General features: G+C 31.2%; 14 protein-coding genes. 11 read left to right on the forward strand and 3 right to left on the reverse strand.

Going from position 1 to position 17,438, the window contains the following annotated elements; translation table 4 throughout:
* Positions 1–2: 2 nt before the first annotated feature.
* The 9 genes from D2833_RS00180 to D2833_RS00215 all read left to right on the forward strand — a co-directional run bounded on the left by D2833_RS00180 (position 3) and on the right by D2833_RS00215 (position 10,842).
* Positions 3–992, forward strand: a complete 990-nt coding sequence (locus D2833_RS00180) for a carbohydrate ABC transporter permease (protein ID WP_011113264.1) — start codon at positions 3–5, stop codon at positions 990–992.
* Positions 967–1,938: a carbohydrate ABC transporter permease gene (locus D2833_RS00185; RefSeq protein ID WP_027333159.1), complete on the forward strand. Its 972-nt coding sequence runs from the start codon at positions 967–969 to the stop codon at positions 1,936–1,938. The genes D2833_RS00180 and D2833_RS00185 overlap by 26 nt, the downstream gene beginning before the upstream one ends.
* A gap of 17 nt (positions 1,939–1,955) precedes the next feature.
* Complete coding sequence (locus tag D2833_RS04055; protein WP_155242167.1) at positions 1,956–2,117, forward strand: hypothetical protein; 162 nt, start codon at positions 1,956–1,958, stop codon at positions 2,115–2,117.
* Positions 2,118–2,139: 22 nt separating this feature from the next.
* Positions 2,140–3,108 carry a DHH family phosphoesterase gene (locus D2833_RS00190; RefSeq protein WP_117273911.1) on the forward strand — a complete coding sequence of 323 codons (969 nt, stop codon included), beginning with the start codon at positions 2,140–2,142 and terminating at the stop codon, positions 3,106–3,108.
* A 920-nt stretch (positions 3,109–4,028) separates the two neighbouring features.
* Positions 4,029–6,023 (forward strand): excinuclease ABC subunit UvrB, encoded by a 1,995-nt coding sequence (gene uvrB / locus D2833_RS00195; RefSeq protein WP_011113267.1) that lies wholly within the window; start codon positions 4,029–4,031, stop codon positions 6,021–6,023.
* Between the two features lie 44 nt (positions 6,024–6,067).
* A complete protein-coding gene (locus D2833_RS00200) occupies positions 6,068–7,225 on the forward strand; it encodes a phosphate ABC transporter substrate-binding protein PstS (RefSeq protein ID WP_011113268.1) in 1,158 nt (385 codons plus the stop codon).
* The gene (pstA, locus tag D2833_RS00205) at positions 7,225–9,183 is read left to right on the forward strand and encodes a phosphate ABC transporter permease PstA (protein ID WP_011113269.1); all 1,959 of its coding nucleotides are present in this window, start codon (positions 7,225–7,227) and stop codon (positions 9,181–9,183) included. The genes D2833_RS00200 and pstA overlap by 1 nt, the downstream gene beginning before the upstream one ends.
* Positions 9,176–10,153: a phosphate ABC transporter ATP-binding protein PstB gene (gene pstB / locus D2833_RS00210; RefSeq protein WP_027333160.1), complete on the forward strand. Its 978-nt coding sequence runs from the start codon at positions 9,176–9,178 to the stop codon at positions 10,151–10,153. Before pstA ends, pstB begins: the two co-directional genes overlap by 8 nt.
* 2 nt (positions 10,154–10,155) lie before the next feature.
* Positions 10,156–10,842 carry a PhoU domain-containing protein gene (locus tag D2833_RS00215; protein ID WP_011113271.1) on the forward strand — a complete coding sequence of 229 codons (687 nt, stop codon included), beginning with the start codon at positions 10,156–10,158 and terminating at the stop codon, positions 10,840–10,842.
* 75 nt (positions 10,843–10,917) lie between these two features.
* Here the strand turns inward: D2833_RS00215 and nrdE are convergent, their stop codons facing one another.
* The 3 genes from nrdE to nrdF all read right to left on the reverse strand — a co-directional run bounded on the left by nrdE (position 10,918) and on the right by nrdF (position 14,660).
* Positions 10,918–13,086 (reverse strand): class 1b ribonucleoside-diphosphate reductase subunit alpha, encoded by a 2,169-nt coding sequence (gene nrdE, locus D2833_RS00220; protein WP_011113272.1) that lies wholly within the window; start codon positions 13,084–13,086, stop codon positions 10,918–10,920.
* A gap of 96 nt (positions 13,087–13,182) precedes the next feature.
* A complete protein-coding gene (nrdI, locus tag D2833_RS00225; protein WP_011113273.1) occupies positions 13,183–13,638 on the reverse strand; it encodes a class Ib ribonucleoside-diphosphate reductase assembly flavoprotein NrdI in 456 nt (151 codons plus the stop codon).
* A 2-nt stretch (positions 13,639–13,640) separates the two neighbouring features.
* A complete protein-coding gene (nrdF, locus tag D2833_RS00230; protein ID WP_011113274.1) occupies positions 13,641–14,660 on the reverse strand; it encodes a class 1b ribonucleoside-diphosphate reductase subunit beta in 1,020 nt (339 codons plus the stop codon).
* 545 nt (positions 14,661–15,205) lie between these two features.
* Here nrdF and D2833_RS00235 point away from each other — a divergent pair.
* Both D2833_RS00235 and D2833_RS04315 read left to right on the forward strand, forming a co-directional pair.
* Positions 15,206–16,075, forward strand: coding sequence for a thymidylate synthase (locus D2833_RS00235; RefSeq protein ID WP_011113275.1), 870 nt, complete (start codon positions 15,206–15,208; stop codon positions 16,073–16,075).
* A complete protein-coding gene (locus tag D2833_RS04315) occupies positions 16,075–17,028 on the forward strand; it encodes a dihydrofolate reductase (RefSeq protein WP_027333162.1) in 954 nt (317 codons plus the stop codon). Before D2833_RS00235 ends, D2833_RS04315 begins: the two co-directional genes overlap by 1 nt.
* Positions 17,029–17,438: the final 410 nt, after the last annotated feature.

Genomic DNA, 17,438 nt, shown 5'->3' on the forward strand with positions numbered 1-17,438 from the left:
TTATGTTTTTTAATTGATTATTAAAGAAAAGACAACAAAAGAAGGACACAGAGTTAGGAATCTTAGATAAAAAGGTTAAGATTTGGGTGCCATTAGCCTTACTGTTTCCCAGTTTTATTGCAATCTTTTTATTTACGATCTTACCATTTTTAATGGTAATTGAAAAAGCGTTCACTCCCCTAGCAGATATCTTTAATCTAAACTCAGCTACGTTTGGAATTAGAAACTTTGAACTATTATTTACAAGTCGACCGTTTGTTATTGGGTTAAGAAATTCGTTTTTATATTCAATCATCTCATTACCGGTAACATTAATGATTGCATTAATCATCTCATCAGCGATCGTTTTTGTTTATAACAAAGTGGCTAAAGGGTTTTGACAAACGATTTTCTTCTTACCTTATGTTACTTCATCTGTAGCTATTTCAATCGCATTTATCTACATCTTAGATTCATCAACAGGAGTATTAAATGCGATCATAGGTAAGAATATTCCTTGGTTGACTTCAGGTGAAATTGATGGGTATAAAGCCTTATTTGGGATCATAATTTATGGGGTGTGAAGAAATCTAGCTTTTAATGTATTAATCTTATCAATGGCGATGTTATCAGTTGATAAGACTTTATATAAGGCTGCTTCAATTGATAGTGCATCACCAATCAAGCAGTTTTTTAAAATTACCCTACCATCAATTAAGAAATCGATTAATTTCTTATTAACTTTGGGGATTTTAGGTGGGTTACAAGTGTTCCCATTAGCAATCTTCTCAAATAACCCAGATGCAGCAATTAGTAACGGGGCTTCAACAGTTCTAATCTTTATTTTTAGAAGTATTAGATCTGCTGATTATGGGATCGCGGGTGCTGCGACAATCATACTATTTGTTCTTGGAACTTTATACGGCTTATTCTTACGTAACACCGTTAACTTGTTCGACGCAATTATATTAAAGGTAAAAATCAGAAATGTTCGCATTAAAGCTAAAATTTAAGAACTGGATTTCTAATCTTAAGATTAAGAAAAACTACGAACGAGTTAGTTTAGAAATCAAAGACACAACTTGAAGAAGTATCATTCTTGGGTTTATCTTTAAGTCTTTAATCTTGTTGTTCTTTGGAATGATTATCATCTTTCCATTTTATTTCATGATCGTAGTTGCACTAGCACCCGATGCACAAGTTTTGGACCAAAGAAAACCGATTTTATGGCCTGATTCGTTTAATTTTGTTAACTTTGCTAGAGTACTAAGAGAAGCTGATTACTGATACGCTTTACTCGTTACTTCATTTATAACAGCGTTATCTGTGATCTTAAGATTATTCTTTACGATGACTTTTGGTTATGCCTTTTTATTAAAGAATTGGAAATTCAAACGCGCGTTTTGGTTGTTATATTTATCAATCCTAATCTTGCCAGAATCAGCTTTATTAATCGGTCAATTTAGAACAATCACATTATTACAATGAAATGATCGTGCTGATCCTAAGATCTTAATTTCATTAGTAACACCTTATGTTGCTTCAATCTTTTCTGGTTATATGTTTAAGAACGCATTTGAAGCAATTCCAGGCAGAATCAAAGAATCAGCACTAATTGATGGTTGTAGCGGAGCTAAATATTTCTTTAAAGTAGCTGTTCCTTTAGTTAAACCAACGATCTGAACTGTAACGATTCTAACGTCATTTGCTTCATGAAATTCTTATCTATGACCATTATTGTTATTAGATAGTCAATCAAAGGTATTTAATGTGATTAACCTGTGAGTTATCCGTCAAGGAATTGACCCTAATAGTGATCCAAGTGGACAACAGATCATCTTAACCAACTTAAGAATGGCAGCTACTATTGTTGCAATAGTACCGATGTTCATTGTTTACTTTATTTTTAGAAAACGCATTATGACTTCAGTTGGTAGACGTGGTAATAATACAAATTAAGGGTTAGAAATTAGATTATGAAATACAAAATCATTAATTTTTGAAGAACTACTTCTACAAAGATTAAAATTATCTTAACAACATTAGTAATTCTAGTGGGTTTAGCATTTGTTAGTTTATGTGTTTATGGGGCAGTTTTTGTTGTAATCTCAGCCATTCAAAACGGTAGTTTTTGATAATAAAAATAAAAAGGAGTTCATCATGGTTAAAGGTAATATTTTACAAGCAGTACAAACTATTGAAAAATACGATTATATCGTTATTTTTCACCATATTAGACCAGACGGTGATTGTTTAGGTTCACAATTTGGTTTAAAAGAACTAATTGAAACAAATTATCCAAACAAAGAAGTAAAAGTTGTTGGAGATAAAAAAGACTGTTTCCCGTTTTTAGAAATGAATCACGATCATATTGATCATGAGTGATTTAAGAATAAAAAAGTTTTAGGGATTGTTGTAGATGCTAATTTCAAAGAACGGATTGAATGTAGATCATTAATAGATGATCAACTGTTTGATGCAATTTTAAGAATTGATCACCATCCAAATGAGGATGATTTAGATGCTAAAGCATTTTTCATTGATTCAAGTTATATTGCAGCAGCTGAACAAGTGGCTGATATTGCATACCAATCTAAATGGAAAGTGACTCCAAAAGCAGCTAATTACCTATATTTAGGGATTTATACCGATTCTGGTAGATTTTTATTCAAAAACACATCTGCACGAACATATATGTTAGTTAGTTTTTTATCTGATGCAAATGCTGATCTGTTCTATATTAATCAGAATCTAAGTAAGGTTAGTCATAGTGATCTTAAGTTTAAACAATATGTATTTGCTAACTACAAAACAAAGGACCAAGTAATTTATTTTGTATGTTCAAAAGCTGTACAAAAAGAACTTAATCGAACATCTTTTGAATGTGCAAGAGTTAATATGTTGTCTAATATTGAGGACTTTAGAATCTGATTATTCTTTATTGAAGAAGATGATAATAAGTGAAGAATTGATTTTAGATCTAATGGCCCTTCTGTTAGAACAATAGCACTGAAATGAGGTGGTGGTGGACACGAGATGGCGTCTGGTGCGATCATTAATGGCGAAGAAAACATCATTAATGTAGTTAATGATTGTTCTGAACAAATTAAATCATTTTTAGAACATTAAGAAATAGGATGACGAACAAAATTAGTTCTTAACTCAGTTAAAGAACTAATTTTTTATTCTCTTAAAATTTGCAAATATTCGGCAAAAATCACTCATTTTTAAAAAAAGCGCTTTGTTTTTTAAGTTATGGAACCTAAGAATAGTTAGTTTTTATTCACCGAAATCCCATTAATTTAATTAGTTAATCTTTAGAGTAATTTTTCTTTATTGCCGTTAGCTTACTAATTGACTAAACATATCAAAGAGAATCTATCTAAATATACATTTAAGATTCTTGAAATTGCTACGATATTAACTTTTATAAAAACATAATTAGGCTTTTTATAGGACACAGTATTATTCTTGTTTCTAGCACAGTGATTGCAGTTAAACCAAATACTAGTTAATTTTCTGAGTTGTATTTCATACAGAATACAAAGAAATGTTTTTAAATTTTAGGCTTACTAATAAGTATCTATAAAAACGGTTTTCAGGCCGTGTCTATGATTGTAAAAATGAATTCAACCCCTTCCCTACTTATTTTTATAAAGGTATCGAGGTTAAAAAATTAATGTCGTTAAAATCAAAAACCTCGTTGATAACTTCACAAATTCTTTTAGAGATCATTACAAAATAAACACTTAAAGAAAAGTTAAAGTCATAGCATATTGATTTTCTATCTACATTCAAAGGTTATTAAGCTTTAACATTCAAAGAACTAATTATGTGTTTGAATGTTTTTACTTCGATTATAAAAGCAAAAGAAGTATTAAAAAAAACTAAATTTTACCGATAAATTTGCAAATTTTATATTTTACAAGTACTTTTTTTTGAAATTTCAAATAAGTAGTCAAATTCGTAGCAATGTTTATCTTAGTGACATAATTTATTACTATTTTATAATGAACCTACCATCTGATGAATCAGATAAAAATCAATACATGGCAGAGAAAAAATTTAAACTAGTTTCTAAAAATAAACCAGCTGGACACCAACCAGAAGCTATTAAAAAACTTGTTGATGGGATTAATAAAAATAAAAAGTATCAAACCCTATTAGGTGCTACTGGTACAGGAAAAACTTTTACAATTGCCAATGTAATTGAAAAAACTCAAAAAAAGACGCTAATTTTAGCTCATAACAAGACACTAGCAGCACAGCTATATCTAGAATTTAAGGAATTATTTCCTAACAATGCTGTTGAATATTTTGTTTCTTATTTCGATTTTTATCAACCTGAAGCATATATTCCAAGAACAGACATGTACATCGAAAAAAGTTCAGTTACTAATGACGAAATTGAGATGTTAAGATTAGCATCATTAAACTCTTTATCAACTAGAAACGATGTAATTGTTGTTGCTTCTGTTGCTTGCATTTATCCTGCTGCTAATCCCGAAGACTTCGATATTTACCGCATAATTTTAAAAGTTGGTAACACTCTTAAGCTTTCAGATTTAAAAGAAAATTTAATTAGATTAAATTACGCTAGAAGCCCTGAATGTAACGAACCAGGAACATTTAGAATCAAAGGAGATGTTGTTGATATCTTTCCTGGTTATGTAAGTGACCATATTATTAGGTTAAGTTTTTTTGGTGATGAATTAGAAGAAATCAGAAAAATTCATCCAACTGATAGTAGTGTTATTGAAAAATATACTTCCTATGTATTAGGTCCAGCTAATGAATATATCTTAAATTTTGAACGTAAAGACACCGCGATTAAGAGAATTCAAGAAGAATTGATGTTCCGAGTTCAGGAATTTAAAAATCAACAAAAACTTGTAGAAGCACAAAGACTTCAACAAAGAACAGAATACGATATTGATGCGATTAAAGAATTCGGCTTTTGTAACGGGATTGAAAACTACGCTTTTCACTTAGAATTGCGTGAAAAAGGTTCTACTCCTTGAACGCTATTTGATTTCTTTGGTGATGATTGATTAATGGTAATCGACGAATCGCATATTTCTGTTCCCCAAGTTAAGGGTATGTTTAACACCGATAAATCAAGAAAAACTACTTTAGTTGAGTATGGTTTTAGATTACCTTCAGCCCTAGAAAACCGTCCTTTAAATTACGACGAATTTAGTAATAAATCTGATCAAGTAATATTTGTTTCAGCCACCCCTAATGATGAAGAGATCAAACTATCTAATAACGAAATAATTGAACAAATAGTTCGACCTACAGGTTTGTTAGATCCAACTGTTGAAATCAGACCAAGATTAGATCAAATTAATGATCTAATGAATGAATTGAAGAAACAAAAAGATAAAAACGAAAGGACTTTTATTACAGTTACAACGATTAAAATGGCAGAAGATCTAACTGAATATTTAAAAGAACGTAACTTCAAATGTGCTTATATTCACAACGAATTAAAAACTCTAGAACGATCATTAATTCTTAATGATCTAAGAAGAGGTAAGTATGATTGTGTTGTCGGAATTAACCTCTTACGTGAAGGATTAGATATTCCAGAAGTTTCATTAGTATGTATTTTTGACGCTGACAAACCTGGTTATTTCAGAAGTGATAAAGCTTTAATTCAAACTATAGGTAGAGCAGCACGTAACCAAAATGGGCGCGTGATTATGTATGCTGATGAGATGACTAAAGCGATGAAAATCGCTGTTGATGAAACTAATCGTAGACGTAAGATCCAAGAGAAATTTAACAAAGATCATAAGATCACACCTAAAACTATTATCAAACCAATCTATGATGATTTAAAAAACAAAGCATCACACAAACAGATTGAAGAAGTGATGCGCAAAACTAAAGCTAAAGGTGATAAGTTTATTAAGATGATTGAAGATCTAAGAAACGAAATGCTTGAAGCTGCTAAGAACCAAAATTATGAGCACGCAGCTAGTTTAAGAGATTTAATCATTGAATTAGAAACCCAACAACTAAGTAAGACTAATAAATAGATAATATTTTTTTGTTAGAATTCTTATAGAATTAATCAAAAGAAATGAAACCTCTTTTTCGGAAAAAAATATTATTATTTTTTTCAGCTGTTTCACTATCATATTTAATGAGTTCGTGTTCATTAAATTTTGTTGTCATTAATACAAGGGGTTCATCATCAGTGCAACCTTTTATGGATACACTATCAGCATTATATGCCAAGTATGAACCTGTTGAGATTTCAGTTCAAGCTGGAGGATCAACTTCAGGGATTTCTAGTGTCTTAGATGGTACATCTAATATTGGTAATGCGTCAAGAAGTCCTAGAGATCAAGTTTTAGTTAACCCTAGAACTACGCAACAATGAAAAGATCTTGAGATCAAGACCGTTACTTTAGCTAAAGATGCAATCGCAGTTATTTATAAAAAACCAGCAAATGCTTCAAGTAATGATTTTTATGTAGATGCAAATAATATCAGCAAACTTTATGATGCATTTGCTGGTTTTAATCACGTCTCGTTATCAGACTTTTACTTTGGTAATCAAGAATTACCAAACGATAATATTGTTCCCTTTGCACGATCAGGAGCAGCTTCAGTTTCAGGAACAGCCGAAGCATTCTTACATAACTCCGGGTTAATCAAACAAGATCAATTAACTAAGCAAACCCTAGATGCTCTTCAAGGTATAACAGATTATGGTATCAACACGATCACCACAGGTGAATCAAACGTTGAGACCTATAACTTTTTTAAAACTAATGCTAGATTAGTTGGTTCAATGACCTATCTATCATTAGGTTTTATCCTTAACAACCTAGAGATGATTAAAAACGATGGGTTTGATATCTTAAACTATAAGATTAATGATCAATTGATCATTCCATCGATTCAAACGGTCACTGATGGAACTTATCGTTGGGTTAGACCTTATAATGCGATCTTTTCATTATCAAATAAAGATGATAATAAGCTTAATTCGATTAAGCAATTTATTAAATTTACCTTATTTAATCAATCTGCTGATATTAAAAAGCAGATCGATAAGGTCTATGAATTACAAGGGTTAATTTTATTATCAGATAAAGAATTAAAACAGATGTTTTTACTTAATGATCAATTAAGAAATCAGTCTCCGCAAGAACTGATTGCAAATCATGAAAATTTATTCTGGGTTAGTGACTATTCGTTTAATCCAGTTAAATTTGGGGTTGAATTCTAATGTTAAACACGAACAAATTTAATCAATTTAAAAAAGCTAGAAGTAAGTTGTTTCATTCAATCTCATTTACTGCAGCATGGTTGTTTGCCATTACTTTTGTTGGGATCTTTGCTTTTATTTTTTATAAATCAATCCCTGGATGAGAGTCTTATGGAAAAAGTATTTTTAGATTAGATTTTAATCTGGTTCAAAATAAAGCCGGAATCTGAGCGCCACTATCTGTTACATTATTTGTTACGTTTGTATCGTTGTTAATAGCTGCACCGATTGGGGTTAATACAGCAATCTTTATTAAATTTAGATTAAAAGAAAGATGAAGAAAGACCTTCAGGATTATTATTAATATATTAGCGGGAATCCCTTCAGTTGTTTTTGGGTTGTTTGCTGCTAATTCATTAGGTTTTTTAGTTCAAGTAATCTTTGATACTAGAACTTCATGAAATCTGATTACAGCCATTATCATGCTAACGTTTATGATCATACCTACAGTTGTAGCTATGAGTTATAACTCGCTTGATAGTGTTGATATGAGCATCTTATCAGCTTCAATAGCTCTTGGTACGACCAAGACTAAATCGATCTATAAGATCTTTAAAAAAGAAGCTAAAAACGGGATTTATGTGTCATTACTAACAGCATTTTCACGTGCAATTAGTGAGTCAATGGCACTAAACTTTATCTTAACTTCTCAGAATTATAATATTGTTGGACATACTTCTTTTAATGATTTCATCCAATCTGGATTAAAAACAATTGGAGCGATTATCTCATATAACTTCTTTGCTGAAAACGGTTCAGAAAACCTAAGAAGCGTTTTATACCTATTTGGTATTATCTTATTCATCTTTACGATTATTATCAACATCTTAGTGTTGTTTATTAATAAGAGTTCAACCAAGAAAAAATACCCTTGAGCAATAAAGGTTGAAACCTTTATTGCTAACATCATTCTTTTTATTCCCAATAAGATTAGTCAATCAATTGTTTATTTAATTAACCTTAATAAAAGATCGGCTAGTTATTTTAAGGTTCATAAGAACGCGATCAGAGTAAAAGCTTATGATTATTGAAGACAAACAGTTGAATTTATCTGTATGACAATCTGTGTGGGGTTCATCTTATGGATCTTAATTTACACCTTTTATCATGGCTTTATTGCGATCTTTAGTCCTGATCAAACGATTACATCGTTTGCAGCTAACTCAACAGGAAGAGCTACTGTTAATACGTTAGTTATTATCTTTTTTGGGATCTTAATTGCGTTTCCGATCTCATTATTTATTGCGATCTACGTAAATGAGTATGCAAGAAATAATAAAGCTAAAACAACGATCTTATTCTTTATTGATGCGTTGAGTTCAACGCCATCAATCTTATTTGGGATATTTGGTTTAACCTTTTTTATCCAAACATTATGATTAGCAATCGGAGGAAGAAGTTCTAACTCAATGATTGCAGGTATTCTTACGATCTCATTGGTAATTATGCCAGCATTCATAAGAATGCTACAGCAAGCGTTAGCTTCTGTTCCCAATTCAACCCGTGAAGCTTCTTACGCTTTGGGAATCTCACGATCACAAACGATCTTAAAAATTATCTTACCCCAGGTAATTGAGCATATATTAAGTAGTATCATCTTATCAATCTCACGGATTTTAGCCGAAACAGCACCACTGTATATTACAGCTGGTTTATCATCATCTAACCACTTTAGTTTAGGTTTATGAGGACAAACACTAACCGTAAGAATTTATAGCCAACTGTTCTCAACCCAAGCAAACGCGCAGAACATTATGTTTGAATCAGCTTTCATGTCGATTTTTTTAATCTTTATTTTTATCTTAATAAGTAACTTATTAATTCCTTATTTATTTAAGAATAAATATAAGATTCTAATTTGGTGGGATAAATGAAAAACTAAAAGAAAGAATAAAAAAGATAACCTAAATTATGCATAAGAAAATTGATCCACAAACCAAAGAGTTATACCTTCAAAAGAAGGGTGAATATAAAGAAAAGATTAAAGAATTAGTTCAAAAGAAAAAAGAGTTGTTATCTACTGATAACAAAGATGAATTAATTAAGATCAATGAGAAGATTAAAAGATATAAGATCTTATATAAAAATAAAGATCCTAATTTAATTCATTTTAAAGATGACTATAATTTTGATAATATCTTTGAGATTGATAATTACAACTTGTGGTATTCAAATAAAGCTAAACATGCTTTAAAAGATATTAATCTAGGAATTAAGAAGAATAAAGTAACCGCGTTAATTGGACCAAGTGGTTGTGGGAAATCAACTTTTATTCGTTCGCTTAACCGGATGCATGATTTAACTGATGGAGTGTCTAAAACTGGTAGTATCTTTTTCTTATCTAAAAATATTTATTCCAAAACCCTACCAGAGTTGGAACTTCGTTCTAAAGTGGGAATGGTGTTTCAAAAGCCTACCCCGTTTTCATTATCAATTTATGAGAACATTGCTTATGCCTTAAAATCTCATGGAATTAAGGATAAAATTAAGATCGATCAGATCGTAAAAGAATCCTTAGAAGGGGCTGCACTATGAGATGATGTTAAGGACATTTTGTTCCAATCAGCTCATGGGTTATCAGAGGGGCAACAACAACGGTTATCAATTGCTAGAGCAATTGCACTAAAACCAGAGGTTTTACTAATGGACGAACCGACCTCAGCGCTTGACCCAATTGCAACAAACAAGATTGAACAATTAATTCATCAACTAAAAAAGAGTTATTCAATCGTAATCGTAACTCACTCAATGGCACAAGCCCAAAGAGTTAGTGATGAAACAGTCTTCTTTTATGAAGGTCGAGTGTTAGAACATGGAACAACCAAACAGATTTTCACCCAACCTAATAATGAGAAAACTAAAGATTACATTGATGGAAGGATCGGCTAATTATGTCAAGAAATTACAAATCACTAAAATACTCAGAACAAGAATTAATTAGCAAGTTTTATGAATATATTGATCATGGAATCAAGATCCATGAAAAATTATTACAAGCTTTGTGTAATTACAAAAACCACGAACCTTATCAAGAGATCTTAGATGAGATTTTTAAGATGGAAAAACATTCCAACATTAAACAAGCAGATCTTTTGGATGATTCAACTTGAATCATCTCAAAAGAACAACCTCAGACCTCTCATTTAAGATTTATTATTGCGATTATCTCTTCATCAAATGATATTGAAAGAATCTGTGACTATGCTAATAATGTGGCTAAATTCTTACTTAAGAATGATAATATCTCGTCACAGAAGTTAGATGTCATTATCGATCTACAAGAAAACTCACTAAACAACTATAAAGATGTTGTTGCCCATTTAAAAGAAAACAATGCTGAAGAGACTTATAAGTTTGCTGACATCAGACAACAAGAATTTGAATCTAAATACAAAAGATATCTTAAGAACTTTAAGAAATATGATCTGAATTCTGAAGATGAATTACAACTAAATTTATTAATTGATACGATCCTTGTGATTAAAAATATCGAAAGAATTAACGACCATTTAGTAAATATCGTCGAATACTTTGTATATATTAAAGAATCATCATTCTTCTTTGATAAAAAGATTTAATTAGATAAAAATTAAGCTTAAGAACAAACAAAAAAAAACAAGCCGGAATTCCGGCTTGTTTTTTTAAGTATTTATCTAGATTTGGCAAGCTTCACAATCAACGGTGCTAGCTTGATCTTTAGCTCAATCTAGGTTTTCAGAATCTTCTAAAACGTTTTGTCTTACACGAACATAATATACAGAAGCACATTTAGATTTATAAGCTCTGATGTAAGCTTTATTTAGATCTCTAGTAGTAGCAGTATCGTTCATAAATAAAGTTAATGAAATTGCTTGGTCTACGTGTTTTTGAGCTTGAGCACAGATATCAATATAAGGGTTAGGACCTAATTCGTAAGCACCATCCTTGTAGTATTTGTAGTTGTGTTCATTTAATTTGTAAGCTAAAGAATACACCCGACCAATTTTACCTTCTTTACGAACTTCAACTGGTGCTACAACTGGTTGGATAGAAGGTGTACAAGAAGATAGATAAGAGATACTACCAGTAGGAGCAATTGCTAGTAGATGAGCGTTAGCTAAACCAGTTTTTTTGATCTCTTCAGTAAGTGCTTGTCAATCAGCTTGAGTTGGAACTTTGATCTTGTAATTACTAAAGATCTCTTTAATCTTTGGATTTTTGATTACATAAGTGTTTGGATCACACTTAGTGTATTTATCAAAGTAAGAACCGTCTGCATACTTAGATGTTTTAAAGTTAGCATAAGTTTGTTTTTGTTCAACAGCTAAACGGTTAGATGCTTTGAAAGCATAATAAGCTAATGTATAGAAGAAGAAATCAGTAAATTCAAGTGCTTCTGGAGAATCATAATAAATCTCATGTGTTGCTAAAAATCCATGTAGATTCATTGCACCTAAACCTAATGCGTGGTTATTAGCATTACCATTTTTAACAGAAGGAGCACAATCTAAATTAGCACTCTTAGAAACGTGGTCTAATGATTTAATTGCGTAATAAACTGAATCTTCAAAACGTTCAGCTGAACGCATCATCTTATCAATATTAACTGAACCTAAGTTACATGAAATATCTTGTCCTAATTTCTTAATTGAAAAATCTTCATTATATTCAGTTGATGTTGAACTTTGGACGATCTCAGAACATAAGTTTGACATCACAATTCGTCCAGCATTAGGGTTACGGTTATTAACCGTATCATCAAATAATAAGTAAGGATAACCTGATTCAAAGTGTAATTCAGCGATCGTTTGGAAGAACTTGCGTGCTGAAATATACGTCTTTTTAATTCTAGGGTTATTAACCATATTGTGGTATTCTTCAGTTACTTTGATATCTGAGAATGGTTTACCATATTCTCTTTGAACATCATAAGGTGAGAATAATGCCATCTGTTCGTTGTTTTTAGCTAGTTCAAAAGTAATATCAGGAACAACTAATCCAAGAGCTAATGATTTAATGCGGATCTTTTCGTCAGCGTTTTCACGTTTAGAATCTAAGAACACCATTACATCAGGGTGATGAGCGTGTAAGTAAGCAACACCTACACCAGGTCTTTGACCTAATTGGTTTGCATATGAAAATGAGTCTTCAAGAATCTTCATTACTGGAATAACACCAGAAGCTTGACCTTCGATGTTCTTAATTGGTGCACCAAACTCTCTTAAGTTGGTTAAACAAAGTGCTACACCACCACCACGTTTAGATAATTGTAATGAAGTAACAATTGCGCGCCCAATTGATTCCATGTTATCTTCTACACGTAATAGATAACATGAAACGTATTCTCCACGTTGTTTTTTACCCGCGTTTAAAAACGTTGGAGTAGCTGGTTGGAAACGTCCTGATAAGATCTCAATTAAGATGTTCTTAACGTTTTGAAAATTTTTGCCACCTAAAAATAGCGCGTTCATTAAACAACGTTCGCTGTAAGTTTCATAGAACTCTTTACCATCATTACTTTTTAAACAATAAGAGTTATAAAACTTGAAAGCTCCCATGAATGAAGGAAATTCGTGATCAAATTCTTTGATCACACCATATAGTTCTTCAAGTTGTTCTTTGCTAACGTTCTCAACAACTTCTTTTTCATAGAAGTCGTTTTTAATTAAATAGTCCATTCGCTCATGGATCGAGTTAAATTTCTTAGTTCTTGGTTTAACATGCACTTGCATATAAAGTGCAACTGCTTTGGCATCATTAAGTACTGAGTTTTTACCCTCATCTAGTTTACTCATTGCATTGTATGCCAAATATCCATTAGCTTCTTTGAAACTATCGCTCATTTTCCGTTACCTTTTCTGTCTTATTAGTTTTTATTGTTTCTGTTATTAATTTATAAAAAATTTCAAATTTTTTATTCTTGGTTTATTAGTATATATTTATTCTTCCCAATTTCACAATTTATGTATTCGTTCACGAACTAATTCTTCGTCATATTTAGTTCCGATTAGTTCAAAAACGTGTAATAATGGGACGTGTAGCTTTGCTCTAAGAACATGACCTGCTAGTCCAAAGGTCTCACCAAAGTTAGTATTACCACTAGCTACAACTCCAACACAGTGTTCTCGGTTCTGTACTTTATTAAGAAATTTAATCACTTGTCTGGGTACAGACCCTTTAAAGTCGTCCAATCCTCCAGCATAGGTGGGGCAAATTAAAACGTAGTCGTAATCAACTTCGATCTCTTCGCTTAGTTTAATTGGAATTCTTGTCGCAGGCAAGCCTAATTTATCACAAAACTTTTTGGTATTTTCAGTAGTGCTTGAGAAATAAACAACACGCATTTCTCCAGTGGGTTTTCTTTTAGGAACATTTAGTTTCGGCGTGTTTTCCATAATTAGAACTCCCAGTCGTCGTCTTGAGTTTCTTCTGTTACACCCATGATGTACGAACTTCCATTACCACTAAAGAAATCGTGGTTTTCATCAGCTCTAGCTGATAATTGGGCAAAAACTTCTGGTGAGATTTTTGTTTCTTCTGGAGTGAACGGTGATTCGTAACCACAGTTTTGTAAGAACTTACCAGCATTGTATAAACTAAATGCGATTGCTTCATCAGCTAAACCAAAACCATCATATAGTTCTCTTAAGAAGTCTTTTTCTAATTCGATTAATTTATATAGGATTTCAAAAACGAATTTCTTGTATTCTTCTTGCTTTTCTTTAGGTAGCTTTTGTACTTTAAGACGGTACTTGTAACCTGAATAATAGTTATGAATTACCTTATCTCTTAAGATTAGTCGAATAATGTCGCTGGTGTTTGGCAATTTACCTCTAGCTGCTAGATAAAACGGCAAATAAAAACCACCGTATAGTAAAAATCCAGGCATTAAAGCTGCTGCAATTTTAGACTTTAAAGGATCGTCTGAAGTATAGTAAGGTACTAAAAATTTAGCTCTAGCTTGTAACTTTTCATTGTTAATTACTCACTCATGAGCTTCTTCGATCTCATCACTTGTATTAAGAGTTGAGAAGATAGTTCCATAACTACGTGCATGAACTCCCACCATGAAAGAGAAATTCGCATAAACAAACTGTTCATGGTCAGTTAGTGAGTTAGGGATTTGAGCAATATCACCTAGAGTACATTGAATTGTGTCCAAAAGTGTTAACCCTGTAAATGTTCTAGTTACTAATTGTTTTCATTCAGGAGTTAATTCATTTCAAGACTTCAAGTCATTTGAAACAGGTATTTTTTCTGGTAATCAGAAGTTTTGAGTAACTCTTGTTCAAACTTCTAAATCCTTTGGGTCATTAATTACGTTCCAATTGATTGAACGCATAACACCTTTTTGTCCGTTAGCAACATAGCCTAGAGGACTAAATGATTTGTCATAATATTTGTTGTTATTTGACATACAAAAGAACCTTTTCTAAATAATTTAAAACAAGTGTAGTCTAAAAAAGAAATATTATTTTTATAAAAATTAGGGCTTAATGTTTATAAAAATAATATTTGCCTAGTTGCGAATTGCTACTAAACCCCTTTTAGCCTCTTAACAATTGTAAAAGAAAAATAAGCCATAATAATACAAATTATATTTATATTTATATTTGTATTATTAAAGAATCTTGCCATTCTCCTTTATTTTAGTGACTTTACGTGCATAATAAAAGGATAAAAAAATTTGACATTTTAAAAAAACAACCCAAAAAAATTTTTCTAAACTCCTCACTAAAGCTATGTCAAAATTGTTAATTTGGATGAATTTTTCAGGTCGAAAATCTATAAAAAATCAGATAAGCTAAACCCAAAAAGTTCAAAACCCTTTATTTTAAAAGGTTTTGAACAAATATCTACTTACCTGAGCTTAATTTTTTCAGATCATTATTTTTAAGATAATTTTTTAATTATAACTATATTAATAGTTAACTAGTTGATTTTTTTTAAAAGGGGTAGGTTATGAAAACATATTTAGATTTGTTAGAAAAAGTTATGACCAAAGGTGAGGTTAAAAAAGATCGAACTAACACAGGTACGATCTCTTATTTTGGCACTCAAAGTCGATATGATTTACGTGAAGGATTTCCATTATTAACAACTAAGAAAATGGCTTGAAAAGCAATTTGCCATGAATTATTATGATTTCTTAAAGGTGATACGAATATCAAGTACTTGGTTGATCATAATGTGAACATTTGGAACGAATGACCTTATGAAGCTTTTAAGAAATCAAATGACTTTAAAGGAGAGAGCTTACAAGACTTCGTTGAGAAAATTAAAACTGATAACCAATTTGCTCAACAATACGGAAAACTAGGCCCTGTGTATGGAAAACAATGACGTGACTTTAATGGCGTTGATCAAATTGAGTGAGTTATCAACGAAATTAAAACTAACCCGTTTTCACGTCGTTTAATAGTAAGTGCGTGAAATCCTGGTGAAATAAAAGAGATGGCCCTACCACCTTGTCATAGTTTTTTCCAGTTCTTTGTTAATGAAAAATATGAAATTTCACTGCAACTATACCAAAGAAGTGGGGACCTATTCTTAGGCGTGCCTTTTAATATTGCTTCTTATAGTTTGTTACTTTTAATGGTTGCTCAAGTAACTGGGTTAAAACCTGCTGAATTTATCCATACAATTGGGGATACCCACATCTATTCAAACCACCTTGAACAAGTAAAAATTCAACTACAAAGAGAACCTAAAAAACTTCCTAAAGTAACCCTAAACCCTGATATTAAAAATATCTTTGATTTTAGATTCGAAGATATCAGTTTAGAAAACTATGAACACCATGACCCAATCAAAGGAAAGGTAGCTGTTTAATGATTAAATTGATAGTAGCAATGGATGAAGCCAATCTAATTGGTAAAAAAGATAAAATGCCATGACACATCAAAGAAGAGTTTGAGCATTTTAGAAAAACCACGATTGGCCATGCTTTATTATTTGGTAAAACAACTTTTTTAGGTTTACCTGGAAAATTAGAGAATCGTAAGCATTATGTTTTCAGCAGAAAAGATCAGATTTCAAATGCTGATGAAACAATTCGTAGCGAAAAAGAGTTACTAGAGTTATTTAAAGCATATAAGGATAGTCAAGATATCTTGTTTATAGCTGGAGGCAAATACATTTATGAACATTATTATCAGTATGCTGATGAACTCATTATTTCACGAATTAAAAACAAGTATGAAGGTGATGTTTATCTTAATCTAGATCTTTCTAATTATTTTTTAATGAATGTAGAAGAAAATAGCAAATTTACTGTAGAATTTTGATTAAAAAAATCTGATAACAATAAAACAAATGCCAACGTAATAAGTTGGGATGAATACTTTATGATGTTAGCTAACGTATCAGCTATGAGATCTAAAGATCCATCAACTCAAGTTGGCGCTTGTATTGTCAATAAGAAGAAATACGTGATTGGCTTAGGATACAACGGAATGCATAAAGGTCTTGATAATATCTTTCCATGAGATAGAACTAATCAAGATAGTGCTAAAACTAAATATCCTTATGTAGTTCACGCTGAAATCAACGCAATTCTTAATACAAGTACAGTTATTGAAGACTGCACACTTTATACCAACTTATTCCCTTGTTCAAATTGCGCTAAAACCATAGTGCAAAGTGGAATAGTTGAAGTTGTTTATGAAGATAATAAATATGAACATCTTCCAGATAATAAAATATCTACCCATATTCTAAAGAGTTCAAATATCAAACTTAGACAACATAAAACAAGACACAAGATTACTGAGAAAGATAAATAGTTATAAAAAAAATAATAATGCGCTCGCATTATTATTTTTTATTGACATTACTTAAGTTTAAAACGCCGATTAAGCAAATTATATTTTTGCTATTTTTCTTCAATTTTGCGCCATAAAATGATTTTTTTTTGAATTTTGATTTGTTTAAATAAGTCTTAGTTGTCCCTAATAAATGTACGTTCTTAAAGCTAATATCATTATTAAAGGTTGCACCGTATAAAACCATTCAAGGGATGTATTAGCTTAGCTTTAGTTCATTGATTTATCTTAGTTAGTAAACTTTTACATTCTTAGATGTTTTATTAAACTTTTAGCTCAAAGAGAAATGACTTATTTTTAAGTCAACTAGTAGACAATAACGATATCTACTATTACTTTAGAAGACTGAGGTAAAAACATAAATATCATCA

It is taken from the genome of Mycoplasmoides gallisepticum (genome assembly GCF_900476085.1).
In the GTDB taxonomy this organism is placed as follows: domain Bacteria; phylum Bacillota_I; class Bacilli_A; order Mycoplasmatales; family Mycoplasmoidaceae; genus Mycoplasmoides; species Mycoplasmoides gallisepticum.